Raw genomic sequence first — 20,754 nt, forward strand, 5'->3', positions numbered from 1 at the left:
TAATATTAGTTTGGAGAGGATGCTGAACAATGAAAAAAACATTTATTATTAATAGTCCTTCGGGATTACACGCTAGGCCGGCCGCGCTGCTCGTGCAAAAGGCCAATTCATTTCCTTGTGATATTTCTTTGGTTAAAGGGGATAAAAAAGTGAACGCTAAAAGTATCATGAGTATACTCGCTTTAGGGATCGAAGCGAAGGAAGAAATCGTTGTCATAACTCAAGGGGAAAAGGAAGCTGAAGCTATGCAAGCGATTGGCGAACTTTTGGAAATCTAACATAAAAGGAGGGGTAGAGATGGAGTACACTGGAATCAGCGCAGCTTCAGGCTATGCCTTGGGGCCAGCCTTTCTATTACAGGATCGACAAATTCAAGTCTTAAAATCCGAGGTTACTAAAGAAAACCTGGACTCGGAAATACTGCGCTTTGAAGAAGCACTGAGGAAAGCTGCCCAGGACCTTGAGGAGATCAAGGAAAGAGCCCGCCAAACGATCGGGTCTGAAGAAGCGGAGATTTTTACAGCGCATATCTTGGTGCTCCAAGATCCCGAATATAGTGGAGCAATCAAGGACATGATCCGTTCAGAGGCACGGAATGTGGAATGGGCAGTACAAGCGGTAACGGATCAGTTCCTCGAACTTTTTGCCAGCATGGATAATGATTATATTCGGGAACGGGCAGCCGATTTGCGGGACGTTTCCAGCCGGTTGCTGCGGCATCTACTGGGAATAAGTACCCAGTCTTTGTCTGAGATCACAGAAAAGGTGATTTTAGTAGCCTATGATTTAACCCCTTCGGATACAGCCCAGTTAGATAGGGACAAGGTAGTCGGCATTGTAACCAATATCGGAGGGAGAACGTCCCACTCGGCAATCATGGCCCGTTCAATGGAGATTCCTGCTGTTGTGGGTGTGCAGGATATTATGGAGAAGATTAAGTCTGGAGAGTTCGTCATTGTAGACGGAAGTGAGGGGAAAATAATTGTCAACCCTACAGAGGATTTGATCCAACTCTACAAGGAAAAGCAGCTTAGTTATGAAGCACAGCGGGAAGAACTTAAGAAATTAGTTCAGCTACCTTCGATGACCCCAGACGGAATTCAGGTTGAACTTATAGCGAACATTGGGAATCCTAAGGATGGATTGGCCGCTGTTGAAAATGGTGCCGAAGGGATCGGGCTGTACCGAACTGAGTTTTTGTATATGGGCAGAGAAGCACTTCCCTCGGAAGAAGAGCAGTTTGAGGCGTATAAATCAGTGACCGAGATGTTTGGCAGGGAACATCCTGTGGTCATTCGTTCCCTAGATATTGGTGGAGACAAAGAGCTTCCTTATCTTGATATGCCTAAAGAAATGAATCCTTTTCTGGGCTACCGAGCAATCCGACTCTGCCTCGACCGGACAGACATCTTCCGTACTCAGCTTAGAGCGATTTTGCGTGCCAGTGCCTATGGGAATATTAAGTTGATGTACCCGATGATTGCTACACTGGAAGAACTCAGGAAAGCCAATAAAGTGTTGGAAACAGTGAAGCAAGAACTTCTTGCCGAAGCAATTCCATTTAACAAGGGCATGGAAGTCGGGATTATGGTGGAAATCCCGGCAGTGGCGGTAATGGCTGACCGTTTCGCTCGGGAAGTCGATTTCTTTAGCATTGGAACCAATGACTTGATTCAGTACACCATGGCTGCCGATCGTATGAATGAAACGGTTTCTTATCTGTATCAGCCCTTTAATCTAGCCGTACTGAGGTTGATTAGGAGCGTAATTGAATCAGCGCATAAGGAAGGAAAACGGGTGGCTATGTGTGGGGAGATGGCGGGAGATTTAACCGCACTCCCAATTTTGCTCGGTCTGGGTCTGGACGAATTCAGCATGAGTGCCAGCTCGGTTTTACTGGCACGCGCCTTAGTTCGTCAACTGACGATGAAAAAAGCACGCTCAATTGCTGAGGCTGTTTTGGAGATGGATAACCCTCTTGAGATTGAGAACTTTGTGAAGCAAGAAATGCAGTGTTAAAAGTAATTTTTTACTAAGATTAAGTAGAGAATTTGAAAGGAACGCGAAAATGGGCTGTGTGAAAACACGGCTAAGAAAAACAGTCTAAAATGCAAGTTTTAGACTGTTTTTTGCCATTTGAAGAAGGAAATAATGGGGAAATATATGTAGAAAGAAAACGTAAAAGCAGGTGTATAAGAATGTCAAGGCTAGGATTACTTATGGAAACGCAACTGCAACAGATTTATTAAGTGGTAAAACAGCTACTGTGGACCCTGGGCAGCTAACTGGTACTCTAGTCAATAAAAAATTTTGTATACGTACTGCCATAATGAACCGATAATGTACAGTGACCCTACAGGACATTCTTGGTTAAGTACTATTATTTCAGTAGGGAAGAGTGTCGTGCGAGCTATAGGGTCAGCTAGTAAGAGTAATAAAGGTAAAAGCAATTCTAGTAGTAGTTCCTCGGGAAATGGAAGTTCTTCCAATAATAGTACTGCAGGTAATAGTGGGTTTTTATCAAGCGTTGTTAATACAATAAGTAGTATGCTATTTGGAAATAACCAGAGCTCAGATAACACTACGGTTCAACGACCTTCGCCATCATCGCAAATATCAAAACTAGTTAGTGATATCAATCATATAGTTAATTCTGGTCTTACTTACTACGATACTCAGGGGACGAGTAAAGCTGATGGAGCAACTAATAGGACAAAGTTTACCGTTATGGGTGGGGGGGAATCCTTATCCAATGGGTAATAGTACAGGTTTCTTTTCAGGTTTGGGGGACTGGTGGGATAACTATCAACAGTGGAGAGAAGAACTTAGTTATGAGAATGCAAGGTTTGTTGTAGAGATAACCTACACGAATGTTGATCTAGACAGCCCAGAGGGGTCAAATACAGTTAGTATCACTGCCTACGATGATAAGGATCTGCTATTGCAGACTAAGAGCTTCAAAGTAGAATGAGGTCCCGGTCTGCTAATTAAAGAATAACTTTACAAAAGAATAGTCACCGGTTTTGGATTGTTCCAAGCCGGGGACTATTTCGCCGGAGGGACCCTCTAAGCTTGGTGAGGGCATTGATTTAGTGATTTACTGAAGGATAATCAACAACTGAAGGGTTCTCCAGCCAGATTATTGCTTATGGTTTCTTCGATTATTACTAGCTTTTTCTATAAAATTACTTCGTTATACGTTTTCTTTCGTCAGTTAACCGCCTGGAATTTAGAGCTGTCAATAGCAATTAGTTCCCGTTCATACAGCTGCAGCCCCATACATATTTCGTAAATTTCTTAAAGATTGTTTAAGACATTTGGCATTATTCTTACGGAGGTCTACTATGGTTCGGAAATCTGGTGTCAGGTAGTTGAGCAGATAAAAAAGTTCAATATTGCATCCGCATTCTAAATTCAACAAGGCTACTATATCGAATGGTTTTGTTGATGGGCCTTTCGTCATAGTAAAATCAGATTCTTTCCTTATCATCTTTGAGGGAATCAATAAGCACCCCGTTCGGGGTGCTTATTTTCTATCGTATTTTTACTTGAGCAGTTTGATCATTTAACTGGAAAATCACATTTATTCCCGCTGAATCATCAGCTACTTTATCAGGAACCTTAATAACTGTAAACCCTTTGTTACTAGCCAATGGTTGTATCCAATCATTAGCTAAATCTCCATCAAATAAAGTCTTAGTATTTTTGTATTCATATTTATCATTATAAACAACCTTAATAGATACACCATCTATTGTTTTAATGAAGCCATCTGCTTTTGTTCCGTTGTTAGTTACATTAAGTCTAAGTATTAAATATTTATTTCCATCTTCGGTAGATGAAGACATGCTTTCTCTTTTGTTTGTAACAGTTTTATTAAATTCAAATGACTCTAGAGTCACATCCCAGTCTTTTAATTTAAACTTTTCGCCGATTGCTAAATTCTTAGCTGAAACATTTTTACTTTCATCATTCTTTTTTTCCTGTACTTGTGGACTATCACTTTGCTTCACATTACTTGAACTGCTTTGACTACCACAACCTACTACAAGAATCATTACCATTATCAATAGCCCGACTATTAACTTTCTCATAATCCACGCTCCTCATATTTCTAAATTATAGCAAACAGTGTAACAAAATAAATATTTGTATTTACTTAAAATTTGTTCTTATAGATAGCTAGTGGTTAACAGTATTGACAACCTGAACATTATTTTCATTGATATTCTTTAGTTTTACGAAGCCAATAAAACTTAAAATAATTTGCAATAACACAAATGGAGTATATATAATCATTGCCAGTGCTGAAACACAATAAAGAATTCCTCCTGTTAAAGCAGCCCATCTTAAGTTTATAGCCCATCCTAAAATATTGAAAAATACCGCAAGAACAACAATCAAAACATGAGGTAATAATAGTGCGATACCAAATCCAACACCTATAGCCGTCGCAGCTGACTGGGTCGTAGCACTTGCAGCGGACGAGAAGCAGTATTGCAGTATGTATATCGCGTATACTAAACCGAGAATCCAACTGACTAACAAAGCTGTACTTCTTTTCATTTCAACATTTAACCTCCAAAATATTAATATATCGTTAACTTGATTATCTCATAAATACCTTGCGAAATTGCGCGAAATAGGGAATATTAGTATTAAAAAAGGCATCTTCGACATTAAGGGCTGAGCGATGCGGTGATTATTGAAATTGTTCATGGCATCAAAGAAATCATTATCGAGCTTATAAACAGAAAATACCAGACAATAGCTTATCTCGACGAAAGGTAGGGCAAAAAAGTGGCTCAATTAACAAAAAACCAGATGGCTGATTATCAGCAGTTTTGTCACGATAGAAATAATGGCCGCGGTTTAACCCTAGACGGCCTGCGTTTTATATGTGAGGCAAATAATTATGACGCAGAAGCTATTGGAAAGCACTTTCTTGATGTGTTGCCGAAGGTTTGCCCAAAGGAGAGCTATCAATGAAACTCTTTATTATCGGGAACGGATTTGATATTGGTCATGGCCTTCCAACAGGATATTGGGACTTTAGGACTTTTCTCGATTTGGTGCGCCCAGAGTTTTTAAAGTCTTTTGAGGAGCACTATGTTATTTATCCGGGAATGAGCGATGAGGGAAAGAAAAAAACACGGAAGTCTTAACCGTGGATGTCATCAGAGCTCATCAGGGGAATTATTACAACGCTAAGACCAGTCCTAGCAAAAGTTGGAATGCTAAATTTGGGAAGTTTCTTAAGGACAATCAAGCGAGACTCAATTTGCGAGAAATTAAGAAGGATGTAAACACATTTGACGATAATCACAAACCAACTTCATGCTCGTTATGGGAAATATTATAGGGTATTCAAGATAAGAGTACCTATAATTATATTACACATTTGACTTAAAAATGTGTAAAGAACGCCATAACGGAAAGGCGTTCTTTTAGATAATTGTCGATGACTTTTTGTATCCTGAAAATGGAGACATAAAACAAAATTTATTTGGGGTCAATGTTTTAAGTGGAAAAAAGTTTTTTAAATGTATATCAAGAGATAGTTATTACATGATATTTGCTGATATAAAAGCGTATCCTATAGGCAATGAACGAGCTGAAATAAAGACATTTGAAGATTTTTTAGAAAGTAGTTGCGAAATGGTTTTTATGTGTACGGATTCAATATTTATTGAGTTTTACAGTAAAGACAGAAAGGTACTGGATAAGGTATATAATAATTGCATAGGAAATGATTTTGAAAAAGTAGTATACAAGACTGCTGCGGATGTTTCAGGGAGAGGTTTTATTGCTTGGTAGGAATATAGAAAATCTCAATAAAACAATAAGAATTTGTACAACAGAAACCAATGTTATATTGATAACGGTAGACCCTATTTCTTATACAACAACTAAGAAGTATTAGATACTCCCGAATTTAAGTTGAATAGGTGATATAACTTGAATGAGATTTTCACAATTGTTAATAAAGGAAACAAAGGGGAACTATTAAAATTGCTAAATACTGGTTTTGATGTGAGTGTGCAGGAAAAGCATGGAAGAACACCACTAATGGATGCGGTAATAAATAAGGATATGGAGATTGCAAGAATTATAATTCAAAAAGGTGCAAATGTGAATTTGCAAGATTCCAGAGGGCTGTCAGCTTTACATTTTGCAGCTCAGAACTATTTGTTAGATATTGCTCAGATACTTTTGCAAAACCAAGCAAGAGTAGATATACAGGATATTCATGGAAACACTCCTTTGAATGATGCTGTTTTCAATTCTAGAGAAAAAGGTGAAATGATCAAATTACTCCTTGCAAAAGGAGCGGACAAAGATTTGAAAAACAAGCATGGAGTGTCGCCACGACAGCTAGCAAGCACAATTGGGAACTATAATGTTGCACAGTTCCTTGAATAGCAAAATATATGACGATAGATATAAAAGAACCAACCGCCGAATAACGTCAATATACAAAACAAATCGGTTGGATTGCAAAATGCCTATTCCATTGATCGACATATTACCTAGCCAAGTTCTACACAACTTTTTGGCCATTGATTGCACCATTGAGGAACAAGAGGTACTTTTAGAGTATTGCATTAGTAGTTTACACTTTAAATGGTTTCGGCGTACTGGTCTAGACAACTCGACAACTATATGTTATATTAAGTGTATGAAAATTCGAAATAGGGAGGTGAGAGAATGAAGATTGATAAGACTAGTGCGGTTCCTATTTACTTTCAATTAAAGACCTTGATTCAAGAAGGGATCTCGTCGGGAGAATATCCTGTGGGCATGTGTCTACCGTCTGAACGGGAATATTGTGAGGAATATGGTATTAGTCGGATGACCGTTCGGCAAGCAATCTCTGAGCTGGTGAATGAAGGTTTGTTGCGGCGGGAGAGAGGTAAAGGCACTTATGTTTCCCAACCGAAGATTGAACAGGGGCTTCAAATGCTAACTAGCTTTACAGAGGACATGAAGCGGCGAAATATGCAGCCGGGAACCAGGCTCATTCACATGATCACTTGTCCGGCAAAAGGTCGTGTCGCCAGGCAACTTGGTATCGAGGACGGAGACAGTGTGTATGAGATCAAACGTCTAAGGCTAGCTGACGATGAACCAATGGCAATTGAGACCGCTTATGTTCCTATCTGTTATTTGCCGAATTTTACTGAGGAAAAGGTGGCATCAGGTTCGCTGTATGAGGTAATGCGGGAGAGAGGCATCGAAATATCACACGCTACCCAGACTTTGGAAGCGTCCCAGGCGAAGGGTACGGAGGCCACTAAACTGAATATCAAAAACAAGGCTTCTGTCCTTTTGATCGAGCGAACGACCTATGCGTCTGGGGGGCAGGTCGTTGAATTTGTGAAATCAGTTTATCGGGGTGATCGCTACAAATTTGCTATTGACCTGAGGTCATAAGTTAGAAGATGTAGGAAAAGATATCAGTAAAACCCTGAATGTAAGAGGAGGAGAAGACATTGACAAAGGAAAGAGAGTTAGCCGAACAAATCCTTAAAGTCTTTGGTGGTCAGGAGAACATCGCAGCTGTAAGCTTTTGCATGACGCGTCTCCGTTTGACAGCTGTGGATAAGGCCCAAGTGGATAAAGATGAATTAAAGGGAATCGATGGGGTCCTCGGTCTAGTGGAATCATCCGGGCAGTTCCAGGTAGTTTTAGGTCCTGGTTTGGTTAATAAGGTGGCCGCGGAGGTTACAAAATTAACCGGAATTCAAATGGGTGAAGTACAAGATTTAAAGGCCTCGATTGATGATAAAAATCGTACGCCGTTTAAATTATTCCTGCGTAAATTATCCAGCATATTTATCCCGCTTATTCCCGCCATTGTGGCCTCCGGCATGATTTCAGGTATAACCAATGTCGCTGTTCGCATGGGCGTGGACCCTAAAGGACTTATAGTCACGATCTTAACGACACTAGGGAGCGGAATTTTTGTCTACCTTGCTATCTTCGTCGGTATTAATGCCGCGAAAGAATTTGGTGGTACTCCAGCTATGGGCGGATTGGCAGGCGTTCTGTTGATTAACCCGGCCATTGCTAATATTACAATTGGTGGTGCCGCTTTGCTACCTGGCCGTGGTGGCATTATCGGTGTGTTAATTGTAGCGTGGTTTATGAGTACGGTGGAGAAACAATTGCGGAAGGTAATTCCAAACTCGATTGATATCATCGTGACCCCTACCTTAACCCTGCTAATCACGGGCTTTGCCACTTACTTCATTCTACAACCAGTCGGTGGTTTTCTTTCGGACGGAACTGTATATTTCTTCAAAACCATGCTTGGATACGGTGGGGCACTTGCTGGCCTGGTCCTGGCTGGAACTTTCCTGCCCTTAGTGATGACTGGCTTGCACCAAGGCTTAACTCCCATCCATATGGAATTTTTGAATACTACAAAAGAAAACCCACTACTTCCCATCTTAGCCATGGGCGGTGCCGGTCAAGTAGGAGCTGCGTTTGCGATTTACTTTAAGACTAAGAGCAAGAAGCTTAAGAATATCATCAAAGGAGCTTTGCCGGTTGGGCTCTTGGGAATCGGGGAACCCTTAATTTACGGTGTTACCTTGCCCTTAGGCCGGCCGTTTATCACTGCCTGTATCGGTGCCGCGATTGGTGGAGCAGTACAAGCTTCGTTTCACGTTGCTTCCATCGCCATGGGTGTTTCCGGTTTACCATTGACGTTCTTAATCAAGAACGGGAGTGTTCTTTTCTACTTGCTCGGTCTGGTTGTGGCTTACGTCGCAGGCTTTGTGGTAACTTGGATTGTCGGCTTTGATGATCCTATAGATCCTATAGAGAATGCTTAGCAGATAGAAACAAATTGTTATTTATGGAATGTTAGTGGAGAGAGGTAGCAGTCTCCCCTGTTTCTAGAGGGGGAGACTGCACCGCATATCTAGGTTTTTAAAATGAATAAGCTTGCGGTTAGGAGTTGATCATAAATGCTTAGCAAAGGTATCTCCGCTTATGTGGGGATGGGATATACGATTGAAGCTAACCGTGAATATTTGAAGCTTGCCAATCGAGCTGGTTTTACCAGGCTGTTTACTTCCTTACACATCCCGGAGGCGAATGCGGAGACCCTCCTAGAAGAATTTCAGTCTTTAGTGGTTGAAGCCGTAAAATTAGGTTACCAAATTACAGCGGACATTTCGCCCATGGCCTTTAAACTGCTTCAGGCCAGTCTCGATCACCTAGAACCTTTGCGTCGATTAGGAATACAGGCGCTGCGCTTGGACTTCGGCTTTACCCCGCTGGAAATAGCCCGGATGTCTAGGGAGAGCGGACTTGCGATTGAAATCAATGCCAGCACGGTTAATGAGGAGTTGCTTAAAGCGATCATGGATGCCGGTGCAGACCCTGCTAAGCTTCAGGCGTGCCACAACTATTATCCTCGACCGGAAACTGGTTTATCATATGATGTTTTTGCCGAACGTTCAGAGATCTTTCGGAAGTACAAAATACCTGTTTTGGCTTTTATCCCTTCTCGGCAAAACCCGCGAGGCCCTATTTTTGCCGGCCTTCCAACGTTAGAACAACATCGGTTATGGAAACCATTGCAAGCGGCCAAACATCTGGCGGCAAGTGCCTTAGTCGATGGCATCTTGTTCGGGGATCCGTTGGCAGAGCCTTTGGAGTTGGCCGCGGTTGGTCAGGTGGATGCTAGCTGTCTAGAGATACAGATAGAGGTGCATCCTGATTTGACAGAGGATGAACGAAACATTCTCTTTGCTACTCGACATACCAATCGCTTGGATCCCGGGGAACATGTTGTCCGCTCTCAGGAGGCACGTGGCCTATGTCGGGGAGACATCTTACCCCGTCCTCCACAGCCCCGTCTGCGTGGCAGCATCACCTTGGACAATTCTCAATATCTGCGTTATATGGGAGAGCTACAAGTCATGAGGCAGTCACTTCCAGCTGATCTGCGGGTGAACGTTGTGGGTAAAATAGTACCGGAAGAAGAGTTTCTGCTTGACTGGATTACTCCAGGACGGGCATTTCGATTTAGAGAAAAGAGCTAGAAGAACTATAGAAGGGTGGGTGGAGTTTCTATGAACTTGGAAAAACTGTTAACGGAAGCACGTAACCCGGAGACGGAGAATATTGACGAATTAGCAACCCTAGAAATCTTACGATGTATTAATCAAGAGGACAAGAAAGTCGCGCTAGCCATCGAATTAGTACTACCTCAGATTGCTCAAGCCGTTGATTGGATTGTTGAGAGCCTGAGTGGGGGAGGTAGGTTATTCTATCTTGGAGCGGGAACAAGTGGTAGAATGGGCATACTTGATGCTTCGGAATGTCCGCCTACTTTCGGAACTTCGCCGGATTTAGTGCAGGGGGTTATTGCTGGCGGGGAAAAGGCTGTTTTTCGGGCTGTTGAGGGTGCGGAGGATTCCTTGACCATGGCAGCTGAAGATCTGCTAGCCCGGGACTTAAATCCAAGAGATGTGGTCGTAGGAATCGCAGCGAGCGGACGGACGCCTTATGTCATTGGCGGTCTAGAGTATGCCCGCCAGCTTGGATGTCATACCGTTGCTGTCGTTTGTACGCCGGATTCTGAGATGCAAAAGGTGTCAGAGTTGTCAATTGCAATTTTGGTCGGTCCGGAGGTAATCATGGGCTCAACCAGGATGAAAGCGGGTACTGCCCAGAAATTAGTTTTAAATATGCTGACCACGGCGTCCATGATTAGGATGGGCAAAGTGTATGGTAACTTGATGGTGGATGTCCAGGCAACCAATAAGAAACTGGTGGAAAGATCGAAACGTATTGTTTGCTTGGCTACCGGCGTCAGTCGAGAGGAAGCAGAGGCAGCCATTGTTGCAGCTGGAGGGTCCGTTAAAGTGGCAGTGACCTTGTTGTTGATCGGTAGTTCCGCAGTTGAGGCACAAGAACTTCTAGTGCAAGTGGGTGGGAGTGTGTCCCAAGCTTTAAGGGTTTTTAAACAAAACTGAGTTTATTGAAGAAAACTGGGTTTATTATAAGGAAGTTGGGAGTGCCAGCCATGTGGCCTTTTGGGAAAACTAAACAGAACGAGACTGAAACGGTGAAAGCAGAAATAAGGGCACCGCTGAGTGGTAGAATTATGGCACTGGATCAAGTGCCTGATCCAGTGTTTGCTAACCAACTATTGGGTCCTGGCCTAGCTATTTATCCCACGTCGGGTGAGATTTTAGCGCCCTTTGACGGAGAGGTGACTGCTTTGTTTCCTACTGGTCACGCCATCGGGTTAAAGTCAAAGGCAGGTGTGGAGTGTTTAATTCACTGCGGTATAGATACCGTCGAATTAAAGGGGAAGGGTTTTAAGGTAATGGTTAGTCAGGGAGACAAGGTTAAACTTGGCAGTGTATTAATCAAAGCGGACTTAAAACTTATAGCCAGCAACGGAAAAAATCTGGCAACTCCGATAGTAATAACCAATAGTGATCAATGGAGTCTTGAATTGGCACGTAAGGACGGTGAGGTCGTTGCCGGAGAAGATGTTCTCTTCCTCGCTTTTCCAGTCCAAGCCAAAGCCAAAGCTTAACTACTCATTAATAGCCTTGGACATTGATGGAACCTTGTTAAATGAGCATAAAGAAATTACCCGAGCGAATCAGGAGGCCTTGCGGACTTTTCAGGTGGCAGGCGGCAAAGTCGTTCTGATTAGTGGGCGCTTACCACGCTCAATTCTTTGGCACACACAATTACTGGATTTGAACACACCGTTCGCAGCGTTAAACGGAGCGCTTATTGGTAATGGAGAACAAATTGTCAGCGGTGTGGCCTTTCATAGGGATGTGGTGTTGAACTTCATAGCCTATTGCCAGCGCCATGGTCTGTACTGCCATATATATTCAGTCGAGGGCATGATCTTTGATACCCCGGCGTGTTGGAACGAACACTGGCCAGAACAGAATCTGGCCAGGCTTGAAGGGCAGCAGCCACCGGCTGAGTGGGTTCAGAGAGTGAGAGAGTACTGCCCTGCCCTGCGGGTGGACGATTTAGCGGGATGGGTTAAAACAACTAGGGAACCAATCTATAAAATGGCTGTCTTAAGCGAAAGTTCGTTGGAGGAGACGGCTAGGGATCTTGGCCAGATATCGGGTTTGAGTGTGACGAGTTCCGACCCCCGAAATCTTGAGATCTGTCCGACTAATGTCTCTAAAGGAGCAGCCTTACGCCAGATCGCAAATTCTTTAGCAATTAGACCGGAGCAGATTATGGCTATCGGCGATAATTATAACGACTTGAGTTTGTTCCAAGTGGCAGGACTGAGCGTAGCCATGGGTAACGCTCCTGAAGCTGTACAACAGCAGGCCCAAGTAGTCACTAGGTCAAACTGTGAATCGGGCGTGGCTTGGGCCGTTCACCGCTGGGCACTTAGAGGGGGATTATAATGGATCGAGGTTTGGTGCATGGCGCAACATTAGTTCTGCCAGATCGTATTTGCTCTGGTGGAATGCTTTGGCAAGATGGTATTCTGAAGGAAATTTTTGACGAAGCCTCAGAAATTCAGCGATCTAGGCCAGAAGACTTGAAGGAAACAACCGTCTGGGACATGGAAGGGGATTTTGTGATCCCGGGTTTGATTGATACACATGTTCATGGGGCCGGGGGCTATGATGTTATGGATGGTACCCCAGAAAGTTTACACACCCTAGCCGAGGCTCTGCTAAAAGAAGGCACCACTGCTTTTTTGCCTACAACGATGTCGTGCAGTGCTGAACAACTAAAGAAGGTGTTACACAATGTCGCGGATTTTCACCGGGGTCAACTATGGGGTGCGGAAAGTTTAGGACTTCATTTGGAAGGCCCCTTTTTAGCGGTAGAGTTCCGCGGCGCGCAAGCGACGGAGCTGATTTGGGAGGGAGCTAAGGAGGGGAGTGCACAATTCCTGGCAAACCTACTCGGGGAATTCCCGGATCTTGTTAAGATTCTTACGTTTGCTCCAGAACGACCGGATGGACGAGAACTGGCTGAGATTTGCGCGGCGCATGGCGTAATTCCCTCGGCAGGACATACCGCCGCGAATTTTGATCAGATGGGGCAGGCTGTCCAGTGGGGTGTGCGGCATATTACTCATGCGTTTAATGCTATGCCAGGAATTCATCACCGTAATCCGGGCCTCTTAACGAAAGCGTTACTTGAGGAAACAATTACCATGGAGATTATTGCTGATGGGGTACACATTCACCCGGCAGTGATTGACCTAGTATTAAGGAATAAATCGCCAGAACGGGTTTGTTTGATATCTGACGGTACCAGAGCAGTGGGCATGCCAGACGGAGAATATGAACTAGGGGGACAAAAGACCTTTGTACGCCAAGGTATGGCCCAGTTACCGGATGGGACCATCGCTGGTAGTGCCTATCCCCTGCGACAGGGCCTAAAAACATTGGTTCAAACGCTTGAATATCCGTTGCCGAAGGCTGTTTGCTATGTAACGTTAAATCCCGCCAAACTCTTGGGAGTTGATAACCGGATTGGCAGTCTAGAACTTAACAAAGAAGCGACGTTTATCCGCTTGTCACCGGATTTTGACATCAAGCAGGTTTGGCTACAAGGCAAGTTAGTCTTTGAAGCAAGGGGAATCTAGGAGGACGTAAAATGGAATACCTATATGCCCAAGATAATCTGAGTTTAGGTCAAATGGCTGCCCGTTGGGTGGCCCGAGAAATCTTAGCTTGTCCAAATCTAGTGTTGGGTCTTCCGACGGGAAGTACGCCGATTGGCATGTACCAACATCTCACTCGGCTGGCTCAAGAAGGGCTCATTAGCTTTGCTCAGGCCCGAACCTTTAATCTTGACGAGTATGTCGGTTTAACGGCTGATCACCCGCAAAGCTACGCTTTTTTTATGCGCGAACATTTTTGGAGTAAAGTTGACCTGCCGAAAGGTAATGGGGATATACCGCGAGGGGATGTATCCGATTTAGCTGCGGAATGCCGTAGATACGATGATGCGATTCAGAGCGTCGGAGGCATTGAGGTGCAGATACTAGGTCTAGGACCCAACGGTCATATTGGTTTCAATGAACCTTCGCATAATATGGAGATTCATACGCATGTCGTCGATTTGACAGCGGAGACGATTCAGGCTAACACGCGATTCTTTCCAGGTTCTGAAGCGGTTCCTCGCCAAGCAATAACGATGGGTGTCGGTAGCATTATGCGAGCCCAAAGAATTCTCTTACTGGTCAGCGGGGAGAGCAAACGAGACATTTTGACCAAGACGCTCTATGGACCTGTAAGCACAGCAGTTCCCGCTAGCATTCTACAGCTACACACCGATTTAACTGTGCTGACGGACATCAAGATTTAAGTTATTAAGTTATTAAGTTAGTAGCTACTAAGGTATTAGTTACTAAATAAAACTTATCTAATTAATTTCCGTATCTCAATTAGAGCCGGTATCAAATTAGAGGTCATCGTTAGAAATGAATTAGTTACATGTATATTACTAGAGGTTAGGCCAGTCATTTATTTAAAAAATTCGTTGATGAATATATTTAAAAAAGGGTTTAAAGCGACCCGCCCTAGTTAAGTTAGATTTCGGAAAAATATTTGAATCAGTTTGGAAAGGATGTAGTTAAAGTGGAAAGTTCATTTATTATCAAAAGCCTTTCAGGATTACATGCCAGGCCTGCAGCTATGCTCGTTCAAAAGGCCAATTCGTTCCCTTGTGACATTTCCTTGGTTAAAGGGGATAAGAAGGTTAATGCCAAAAGTATTATGAGCATACTCGCGTTAGGGATTGAAGCCAATGAGAAGATTGTTGTCATAACCCAAGGGGAGAAGGAAGCTGAGGCCATGCAAGCGATTGGAGAATTTTTGGAAACCTAAATCAAAAGGATGTTAGAGATGTACACTGGAATTAGCAGCTGAAGGGCATGCCCTGGGGGCAGTCTTTCAGCTATGCTATAGGTCCGGAAGTTGGAATAATGCTTCAAATAAGGTGAAGTTATAATTACGCTCGAACCTGACACGGAATGTGACAGGTTTTTTTCTTTAGGAGCAGGCTACCCTACACCTACTCAAGGGTGGTTGGGCTTCGATTTAGGTTTCAATAGTTAATTAAAAGTAACTTCTATAAATAGTGTGATAAAGAAGGGGAATACTGATATAATGGCGAAGTGGTATTGGACTGGTTAACCATACCAATATAATGGGTGTTGCGAGCATAGAATAGATTGGGGTATGGAAGAAGGGTGATTAGATGGATCTGGACCGAAAAAGTGGTATACCCTTTTACATTCAACTTAAAGAGCAGATTCGGCGGCGAATCACTCAGGGAATCTGGACAGCAGGGACAAAGCTTCCGACAGAACGGGACTTATCTGAAAGCATAGCTGTAAGCAGAAATACGGTCAGCCAAGCCTATAAAGAGCTGGAAAGCGAAGGGATCCTAAGTTCTGCTCGAGGGAGAGGGACATTTGTGGCGGATACGCTGCTGATTATGCAGCAGGAAGGGCGTAAAGAGAAGGTTTTACGCATTGTTGATGTAGCCATGGAAGAGGCGGTTGGGCTCGGATTTTCCATCGACGATTTTGTATCCTTCGTGCATGTGCGCGGGATGGAAAAGAAGGACCTCCTTTCTCGAATGAAAGTAGCCTTTATAGTAAGTAACCCTGAGCAACTGTCAGACTCCAATTGGAATCTGGGCCTTGGTGTGACTCTCCTGCCGTTTTTGCTCTCTGAGCTTCAAGAATCTCCTAGGGCGCAAGAGCGTTTAGCTGGGGTGGATATGGCTGTCACGGGCGCGGCCCACTTAGCCGAAGTGAAAACCCTTTTAGCTAAACTTTCCACTCCTATTCTCGGGATATCTTTACAACCTAAACTGGAGACTATCGTGCGCATAGCTAAATTAACCATGGGACGTGATTTGGCGCTGGTTTGTGAAAGCCAACAATTTGCTGAAAAGGTAATAGTAGCGCTCAAACAAGCGGGTTTACACCCGGCAATTAAAACGCTGATTCAGCCTAGTGAGGACAATTTGCGTGAGGAGTTACTAAAATGTGGGGCCGTAATCCTGGCGCCGAAGCTTCGATTGCGGGTCGAAAAAGTGCTTCCGCAAAACATGGAATGTATTGAGTTTCAATTTGAACCAGATGCAGGCAGTCTCAATTTACTGCGAGGTGCCTTGCTTGAAATAAAGGGGGGGAAGATATGAAGAAGCAGCGCGTGATCGGCATGTTTGACTCCGGGGTCGGTGGATTGACTGTCATGAGAGAGATCCTGGATCAACTAAAGGATGTCCGAATCGTTTATTTTGGGGATACTGCGCGAGTTCCCTATGGAAACCGTTCTCGTGAAGAACTCATCCGTTTTGGAGAAGAAAGTATCGCTTTTTTAATTGGACAAGGGGCAGAGGTGATTGTCGTGGCCTGTAATACCAGTTCGGCAACGGCGCTTCCTACGCTTAGGGAACGGTTTAATATCCCGATGATTGGAATGGTGGAACCGGGGGCCCGTTTGGCGGTGGAAAAAACAATAACGGGTAGGATTGGACTGATTGCCACGGAAACCACTGTACGCAGTAAGGCATATTCGTCCGAGGTGAGCCGAGCGTTGTCTAAAGGGAGTTCTCCGGATGATTCGGTGCTCCGTGAGGCGTGGCAGCAAGGGGAAGCAGCCATTGCTCTTGTGAAAGCTCAGGCTTGCCCTCTCTTTGTGCCCTTGATCGAGGCCGGACTGGCCAACTCTGCTGAAGCTCGAGGAATTGCCAGAACTTATCTCGAGCCACTCCAAGCGAACTGTGTGGATGTCCTTATTTTAGGGTGTACACATTACCCCTTTATAGAACCAGTCCTGCAAAAGATCTTAGGGGAAAATGTCCTTATCATTGATCCAGCTCAAGCTGTTGTCGAAGAACTTAAAATCTTGCTTCAACGTATGGAAGGAGGTGGGTTATATGGACCAGTTGAAGCACCCACCGGTTCAGTTCTAGGAAAAAAACATTGGCGTGCCCGCTATTATGTGAGTGGGGATCCAGGGCTTTTCCGGCAAGTCGGAAATACACTCCTCCAAGAACCTATCGACTTGGTGGAACAGGTAACACCGGGGGAGTGAACTCGTTTACTAAAGTTGAACATCGAGACTACAGTGGAGACTATCCTCACTGCAGCAGAGTACGGGGACCACTTCCCCTTATTGAGGTGGGAGTATTAGGGTTGTATGAAGGCGATGTTCAATAGTCGAGGTTTGAAGTTCGAAGTGCAGAGCTCGAAATGCAATGCGCGAAGTGGGAGGGATTATAGTGGAACAAAAGACCTTGGTCCTGGGAGTTATCGGTTCAGATGTACATGCCGTAGGGAACCGAATTTTGGACTACGCGTTCACTCAAGCGGGTTTTAAAGTAATTAACATTGGGGTGTTGGCCACTCAGGAAGAATTCATTCATGCGGCGATTGAAACAAATGCCGACGTGATCCTGGTTTCATCCTTGTATGGACATGGGGAGATGGATTGCCGGGGTTTGCGAGAGAAATGTCAGGAAACAGGAATTGGTAATATCCTTATATATGCCGGAGGAAACTTGGTGTGTGGGAAACAGGACTTCGAGTCGGTCAAAGAACGGTTCTTGGTCATGGGTTTTGACCGAGTTTATCCACCGGGAACTATGCCCGAGACGGCGATTAAAGATTTACGTGAGGACTTAGGTATTTCGGAAGATTAAAGGGGGAATGGACCTTGCAAGCAGTCCTTCTCATTGATTTTGGCAGTACATACACCAAAGTGACAGTTGTAGACCTCGATCAAGAAGATATCGTCGGGACAGGCCAAGCAGGTACGACCATTGAAACAAATATCATGGATGGGTTAAAAGCGGCCTTAGCTCAGATTCCTGAACCTGTGGAAGGGTGGAATTTTATCCGCAAACTTGCCTGTAGTAGCGCAGCGGGTGGCTTAAAGATGATTGCCAGTGGCCTGGTGAAAGAGTTAACAGGGGAAGCAGCAAGACGGGCCGCTCTGGGCGCAGGTGCAAGAGTTCAACAAGTATTTAGCTTTGAACTGACCGCACAGGATCTCGCTAAAATCACCGCCGCAAAACCAGATATCATCTTGTTAGCAGGAGGTACGGATGGCGGGAATAAGGAAGTACTGCTCAAAAATGCAGAAATGCTGAGTCAGCTCCCAATTAGTCTGCCAGTCGTAATTGCAGGGAATAAAGTGGTCTCAGCCCAGGCCGCAGAAATATTGAAAAAACGGCATGATCCCGTGGTTGTGGCTGATAATGTGATGCCCGAACTCGGCGTTTTGTCGGTAGACTCCGCTCGTATGGCCATTCGGGACGTGTTTTTATCGCACATCATCCAAGCCAAAGGTTTAGACAAGGCTGAGGAGTTTATGGAGCGAATCATGATGCCAACTCCAGCGGCTGTGCTTGCGGCTGCAGAACTTCTGGCGCAGGGTCACGGTGCCGAAGGAGGAATGGGAGAACTGATGATCGTGGATGTAGGGGGGGCCACGACGGATGTGCATTCGATTGCCAAAGGTGACCCAAGTAAACCCAGCGTGATGCTAAGAGGTTTGCCAGAACCTTATGCCAAACGGACAGTAGAAGGCGATTTAGGAATGCGCTATAGTTCAGAAGCGTTGGTGGAAACAGCAGGAAGGCGCCTGTTTGACTATCTTGGCTGGACAGAGGATCAAGTTGCCTGTCAGCTGGGCTTATGCAAAGAAGATCCTTGGCGAATCCCCCAAACGGAGGAGGAAGTCAAGTTTGATGTAGCGATGGGTCGAGTGGCAGTAAGCTTAGCTGTGGATCGCCATGTGGGGACAATTGAAGTGGTTTATACCCCATTCGGAGCGACTTATGTACAGCACGGCAAAGATTTGACACAATTACCGGTCGTCATCGGGACAGGAGGAGTCCTTCTCCATCACCCAGAAGCTAAGGAAATCTTACGAGGGGCGGTCTTTAATCCGGAGGATCCCACGATTCTCAAACCACAAAAAGCGGATTTTTACATAGATAAAGAGTACATTTTAGCCGCCATGGGACTGCTTAGAGAAGTGGCGCCACAAATTGCACTTCGTATGATGAAAAAGTATATGGTAAAAGTATAGTAGGAGGGTTTAGAGATGGAATTAACAGTCCAAAAAATTGACGCTGAAGAGTTTCACCGTCAACGGCAGGAAGTCCTAGGACAATGGGAGACTGGTAAGGAAGTTAATTTTGAAGAAGCAGTCGCTTATCATAAGGAGTTACCCAAAAGTAAAATATTTGCTGAAAAACTCGCCGAAGGAAAGGCAAAAGGGATAACCTATGCTCAACCTCGCGCGGGTGTGGCCCTTCTCAATGAGCATATCGAGTTGTTGCGGTATCTCCAAGATGAAGGCGGGGCAGATTTCCTGCCCTCCACGATTGATTCCTATACCCGTCAAAATCGATATACAGAAGCACAAGCGGGTATTGAAGAAAGCCAAGCCATCGGGCGCTCCATGCTAAACGGATTTCCGGCAGTCAACCATGGGGTTGCAGCTTGTCGGCGAGTTGTCGAAAGCGTGCAAGTGCCTGTGCAAGTTCGGCACGGGACCCCGGATGCCCGTTTACTGGCGGAAATTACAATCGCTGGTGGCTTTACGGATTATGAAGGGGGCGGAATATCATATAACATTCCGTATTCTAAAGACGTTTCAATAGAAAGCACGATTAAATACTGGCAGTATGTGGACCGCTTGATTGGTCTGTACGAGGAGCAAGGGGTCAAAATAAACCGGGAGCCCTTCGGTCCCTTGACGGGAACACTCGTGCCACCGGCCATTTCCCATGCGGTTGCTGTTATTGAGGGGATCCTCGCGGTCTCTCAAGGAGTTCGTAGCCTGACACTCGGATACGGACAATGCGGTAATCTCATTCAAGACGTGGCAGCCCTGCATACCCTCCCCATTCTCGCGGAAGAATATTTAGCAAAACTCGGCTTGCCGAAAGTCATGATTACCACGGTCTTTCACCAATGGATGGGTGGTTTCCCACAAGACGAGGCGAAGGCCTATGGGGTTATTTCCTGGGGTGCTGTTGCAGCAGCCTTAGCTAAAGCTTCTAAAGTTATCGTCAAAACTCCGCATGAAGCACTCGGTATTCCGACCAAAGAGGCTAATGCGGCAGGACTTCGCACCACAAAACAGATTTTAAATATGTTGAAAGACCAAAAACTGCCTATGACTCCAGAACTCGCTTTGGAAGAGGAAATGATCTTGGCGGAAACTAGGGCCATACTCGATAGAGTGCTCGATCTAGGCGAAGGAGATGCCGCGGTCGGCGCTGTCCGGGCTTTTCAAGCCGGCGTCATTGATGTCCCATTCGCTCCGAGTCGTTATAATTCCGGGAAGATCCTCCCAGCCCGCGATACCACTGGTGCAGTGCGTCTCTTAGATTTCGGAAATATTCCCTTCAATGAGACGATCAAGGAGTTTCACAGAGAACGCATCGCTAAGCGCGGACGAGATGAAGGAAGGGACCCGTCATTTCAGATGGTAATTGATGATATTTATGCAATCGGAAAAGGGATGCTCGTTGGGCGGCCAAGGGCTTAACATCCTTGGCGGGCGGTGCCGATTGAGACACGTTCACGAAAGGCGCTCGAGAGGGTCCGCGAGACACGTCGGCCCCTCTGGCTAGGGTCGACGGAGACATGGGGACGGTTCTTCTGTCTGAATCTCGTGTATCGTGATTGCGTAATGATAGACATTTGTTTGCAGTATCAGCGTCTCTTTAAGTATTAACTTA

General features: G+C 44.9%; 23 protein-coding genes. 21 read left to right on the forward strand and 2 right to left on the reverse strand.

The window, feature by feature from the left end; genetic code table 11:
* Nucleotides 1-29 precede the first annotated feature (29 nt).
* From E4K67_RS01010 to E4K67_RS01020, 3 genes are all read left to right on the forward strand, one after another.
* A complete protein-coding gene (locus E4K67_RS01010; protein WP_135544559.1) occupies nt 30-278 on the forward strand; it encodes an HPr family phosphocarrier protein in 249 nt (82 codons plus the stop codon).
* A 19-nt stretch (nt 279-297) separates the two neighbouring features.
* Nucleotides 298-2,019, forward strand: coding sequence for a phosphoenolpyruvate--protein phosphotransferase (ptsP, locus tag E4K67_RS01015; RefSeq protein ID WP_135544560.1), 1,722 nt, complete (start codon nt 298-300; stop codon nt 2,017-2,019).
* A gap of 676 nt (nt 2,020-2,695) precedes the next feature.
* Nucleotides 2,696-2,971: a hypothetical protein gene (locus E4K67_RS01020; RefSeq protein ID WP_158408363.1), complete on the forward strand. Its 276-nt coding sequence runs from the start codon at nt 2,696-2,698 to the stop codon at nt 2,969-2,971.
* A 562-nt stretch (nt 2,972-3,533) separates the two neighbouring features.
* Here E4K67_RS01020 and E4K67_RS01030 read toward each other — a convergent pair.
* Entirely contained in the window at nt 3,534-4,094 is a 561-nt protein-coding gene (locus tag E4K67_RS01030) for a DUF4352 domain-containing protein (RefSeq protein WP_135544563.1), read from the reverse strand.
* An 88-nt stretch (nt 4,095-4,182) separates the two neighbouring features.
* Complete coding sequence (locus E4K67_RS01035) at nt 4,183-4,566, reverse strand: hypothetical protein (protein WP_135544564.1); 384 nt, start codon at nt 4,564-4,566, stop codon at nt 4,183-4,185.
* A 234-nt stretch (nt 4,567-4,800) separates the two neighbouring features.
* On the opposite strand from E4K67_RS01035, the gene E4K67_RS01040 reads away from it, so the two are divergent.
* From E4K67_RS01040 to E4K67_RS01125, 18 genes are all read left to right on the forward strand, one after another.
* Nucleotides 4,801-4,989, forward strand: coding sequence for a cytochrome C (locus E4K67_RS01040; RefSeq protein ID WP_135544565.1), 189 nt, complete (start codon nt 4,801-4,803; stop codon nt 4,987-4,989).
* Nucleotides 4,986-5,165, forward strand: a complete 180-nt coding sequence (locus tag E4K67_RS01045) for an AbiH family protein (RefSeq protein WP_243454292.1) — start codon at nt 4,986-4,988, stop codon at nt 5,163-5,165. Before E4K67_RS01040 ends, E4K67_RS01045 begins: the two co-directional genes overlap by 4 nt.
* A 304-nt stretch (nt 5,166-5,469) precedes the next feature.
* Nucleotides 5,470-5,817, forward strand: coding sequence for a DUF2691 family protein (locus tag E4K67_RS01050; RefSeq protein ID WP_158408364.1), 348 nt, complete (start codon nt 5,470-5,472; stop codon nt 5,815-5,817).
* Between the two features lie 141 nt (nt 5,818-5,958).
* Nucleotides 5,959-6,423: an ankyrin repeat domain-containing protein gene (locus E4K67_RS01055; RefSeq protein ID WP_135544567.1), complete on the forward strand. Its 465-nt coding sequence runs from the start codon at nt 5,959-5,961 to the stop codon at nt 6,421-6,423.
* Between the two features lie 285 nt (nt 6,424-6,708).
* Nucleotides 6,709-7,434 (forward strand): GntR family transcriptional regulator, encoded by a 726-nt coding sequence (locus tag E4K67_RS01060; protein WP_135544568.1) that lies wholly within the window; start codon nt 6,709-6,711, stop codon nt 7,432-7,434.
* A gap of 59 nt (nt 7,435-7,493) precedes the next feature.
* Nucleotides 7,494-8,840 carry a PTS transporter subunit EIIC gene (locus tag E4K67_RS01065; RefSeq protein ID WP_135544569.1) on the forward strand — a complete coding sequence of 449 codons (1,347 nt, stop codon included), beginning with the start codon at nt 7,494-7,496 and terminating at the stop codon, nt 8,838-8,840.
* A gap of 135 nt (nt 8,841-8,975) precedes the next feature.
* Nucleotides 8,976-10,058, forward strand: coding sequence for a DUF871 domain-containing protein (locus E4K67_RS01070; protein ID WP_135544570.1), 1,083 nt, complete (start codon nt 8,976-8,978; stop codon nt 10,056-10,058).
* Nucleotides 10,059-10,088: 30 nt separating this feature from the next.
* Nucleotides 10,089-10,994, forward strand: coding sequence for an N-acetylmuramic acid 6-phosphate etherase (gene murQ, locus E4K67_RS01075; RefSeq protein ID WP_135544571.1), 906 nt, complete (start codon nt 10,089-10,091; stop codon nt 10,992-10,994).
* A gap of 50 nt (nt 10,995-11,044) precedes the next feature.
* Nucleotides 11,045-11,566 carry a PTS sugar transporter subunit IIA gene (locus E4K67_RS01080; protein ID WP_135544572.1) on the forward strand — a complete coding sequence of 174 codons (522 nt, stop codon included), beginning with the start codon at nt 11,045-11,047 and terminating at the stop codon, nt 11,564-11,566.
* Entirely contained in the window at nt 11,508-12,419 is a 912-nt protein-coding gene (locus tag E4K67_RS01085) for a Cof-type HAD-IIB family hydrolase (protein ID WP_135544573.1), read from the forward strand. The genes E4K67_RS01080 and E4K67_RS01085 overlap by 59 nt, the downstream gene beginning before the upstream one ends.
* Nucleotides 12,419-13,618: an N-acetylglucosamine-6-phosphate deacetylase gene (gene nagA, locus E4K67_RS01090; RefSeq protein ID WP_135544574.1), complete on the forward strand. Its 1,200-nt coding sequence runs from the start codon at nt 12,419-12,421 to the stop codon at nt 13,616-13,618. Before E4K67_RS01085 ends, nagA begins: the two co-directional genes overlap by 1 nt.
* Before the next feature lie 11 nt (nt 13,619-13,629).
* Nucleotides 13,630-14,343 carry a glucosamine-6-phosphate deaminase gene (gene nagB / locus E4K67_RS01095; protein ID WP_135544575.1) on the forward strand — a complete coding sequence of 238 codons (714 nt, stop codon included), beginning with the start codon at nt 13,630-13,632 and terminating at the stop codon, nt 14,341-14,343.
* 272 nt (nt 14,344-14,615) lie between these two features.
* Nucleotides 14,616-14,864, forward strand: a complete 249-nt coding sequence (locus E4K67_RS01100; RefSeq protein ID WP_135544576.1) for an HPr family phosphocarrier protein — start codon at nt 14,616-14,618, stop codon at nt 14,862-14,864.
* A 373-nt stretch (nt 14,865-15,237) separates the two neighbouring features.
* Nucleotides 15,238-16,191: a GntR family transcriptional regulator gene (locus tag E4K67_RS01105; RefSeq protein WP_135544577.1), complete on the forward strand. Its 954-nt coding sequence runs from the start codon at nt 15,238-15,240 to the stop codon at nt 16,189-16,191.
* Nucleotides 16,188-17,090: a glutamate racemase gene (locus tag E4K67_RS01110; RefSeq protein ID WP_135544578.1), complete on the forward strand. Its 903-nt coding sequence runs from the start codon at nt 16,188-16,190 to the stop codon at nt 17,088-17,090. The genes E4K67_RS01105 and E4K67_RS01110 overlap by 4 nt, the downstream gene beginning before the upstream one ends.
* Before the next feature lie 187 nt (nt 17,091-17,277).
* Nucleotides 17,278-17,697 carry a methylaspartate mutase subunit S gene (glmS, locus tag E4K67_RS01115; RefSeq protein ID WP_135544579.1) on the forward strand — a complete coding sequence of 140 codons (420 nt, stop codon included), beginning with the start codon at nt 17,278-17,280 and terminating at the stop codon, nt 17,695-17,697.
* 14 nt (nt 17,698-17,711) lie between these two features.
* Nucleotides 17,712-19,091 carry a methylaspartate mutase accessory protein GlmL gene (gene glmL / locus E4K67_RS01120; protein WP_135544580.1) on the forward strand — a complete coding sequence of 460 codons (1,380 nt, stop codon included), beginning with the start codon at nt 17,712-17,714 and terminating at the stop codon, nt 19,089-19,091.
* Between the two features lie 15 nt (nt 19,092-19,106).
* Entirely contained in the window at nt 19,107-20,561 is a 1,455-nt protein-coding gene (locus E4K67_RS01125) for a methylaspartate mutase subunit E (RefSeq protein ID WP_135544581.1), read from the forward strand.
* Nucleotides 20,562-20,754 lie beyond the last annotated feature (193 nt).

Source organism: Desulfosporosinus fructosivorans (genome assembly GCF_004766045.1).
GTDB classification, from domain to species: domain Bacteria; phylum Bacillota; class Desulfitobacteriia; order Desulfitobacteriales; family Desulfitobacteriaceae; genus Desulfosporosinus; species Desulfosporosinus fructosivorans.

Bases quoted from the DNA above. Each gene is read 5' to 3' on its own strand.
- E4K67_RS01030 (WP_135544563.1), bottom strand. From the start codon at position 4,094: ATGAGAAAGTTAATAGTCGGGCTATTGATAATGGTAATGATTCTTGTA.
- E4K67_RS01070 (WP_135544570.1), top strand. From the start codon at position 8,976: ATGCTTAGCAAAGGTATCTCCGCTTATGTGGGGATGGGATATACGATT.
- E4K67_RS01105 (WP_135544577.1), top strand. From the start codon at position 15,238: ATGGATCTGGACCGAAAAAGTGGTATACCCTTTTACATTCAACTTAAA.
- E4K67_RS01035 (WP_135544564.1), bottom strand. From the start codon at position 4,566: ATGAAAAGAAGTACAGCTTTGTTAGTCAGTTGGATTCTCGGTTTAGTA.
- E4K67_RS01045 (WP_243454292.1), top strand. From the start codon at position 4,986: ATGAAACTCTTTATTATCGGGAACGGATTTGATATTGGTCATGGCCTT.
- E4K67_RS01060 (WP_135544568.1), top strand. From the start codon at position 6,709: ATGAAGATTGATAAGACTAGTGCGGTTCCTATTTACTTTCAATTAAAG.
- E4K67_RS01010 (WP_135544559.1), top strand. From the start codon at position 30: ATGAAAAAAACATTTATTATTAATAGTCCTTCGGGATTACACGCTAGG.
- E4K67_RS01110 (WP_135544578.1), top strand. From the start codon at position 16,188: ATGAAGAAGCAGCGCGTGATCGGCATGTTTGACTCCGGGGTCGGTGGA.
- nagA (WP_135544574.1), top strand. From the start codon at position 12,419: ATGGATCGAGGTTTGGTGCATGGCGCAACATTAGTTCTGCCAGATCGT.
- ptsP (WP_135544560.1), top strand. From the start codon at position 298: ATGGAGTACACTGGAATCAGCGCAGCTTCAGGCTATGCCTTGGGGCCA.
- E4K67_RS01080 (WP_135544572.1), top strand. From the start codon at position 11,045: ATGTGGCCTTTTGGGAAAACTAAACAGAACGAGACTGAAACGGTGAAA.
- nagB (WP_135544575.1), top strand. From the start codon at position 13,630: ATGGAATACCTATATGCCCAAGATAATCTGAGTTTAGGTCAAATGGCT.
- E4K67_RS01125 (WP_135544581.1), top strand. From the start codon at position 19,107: ATGGAATTAACAGTCCAAAAAATTGACGCTGAAGAGTTTCACCGTCAA.
- E4K67_RS01020 (WP_158408363.1), top strand. From the start codon at position 2,696: ATGGAGCAACTAATAGGACAAAGTTTACCGTTATGGGTGGGGGGGAAT.
- murQ (WP_135544571.1), top strand. From the start codon at position 10,089: ATGAACTTGGAAAAACTGTTAACGGAAGCACGTAACCCGGAGACGGAG.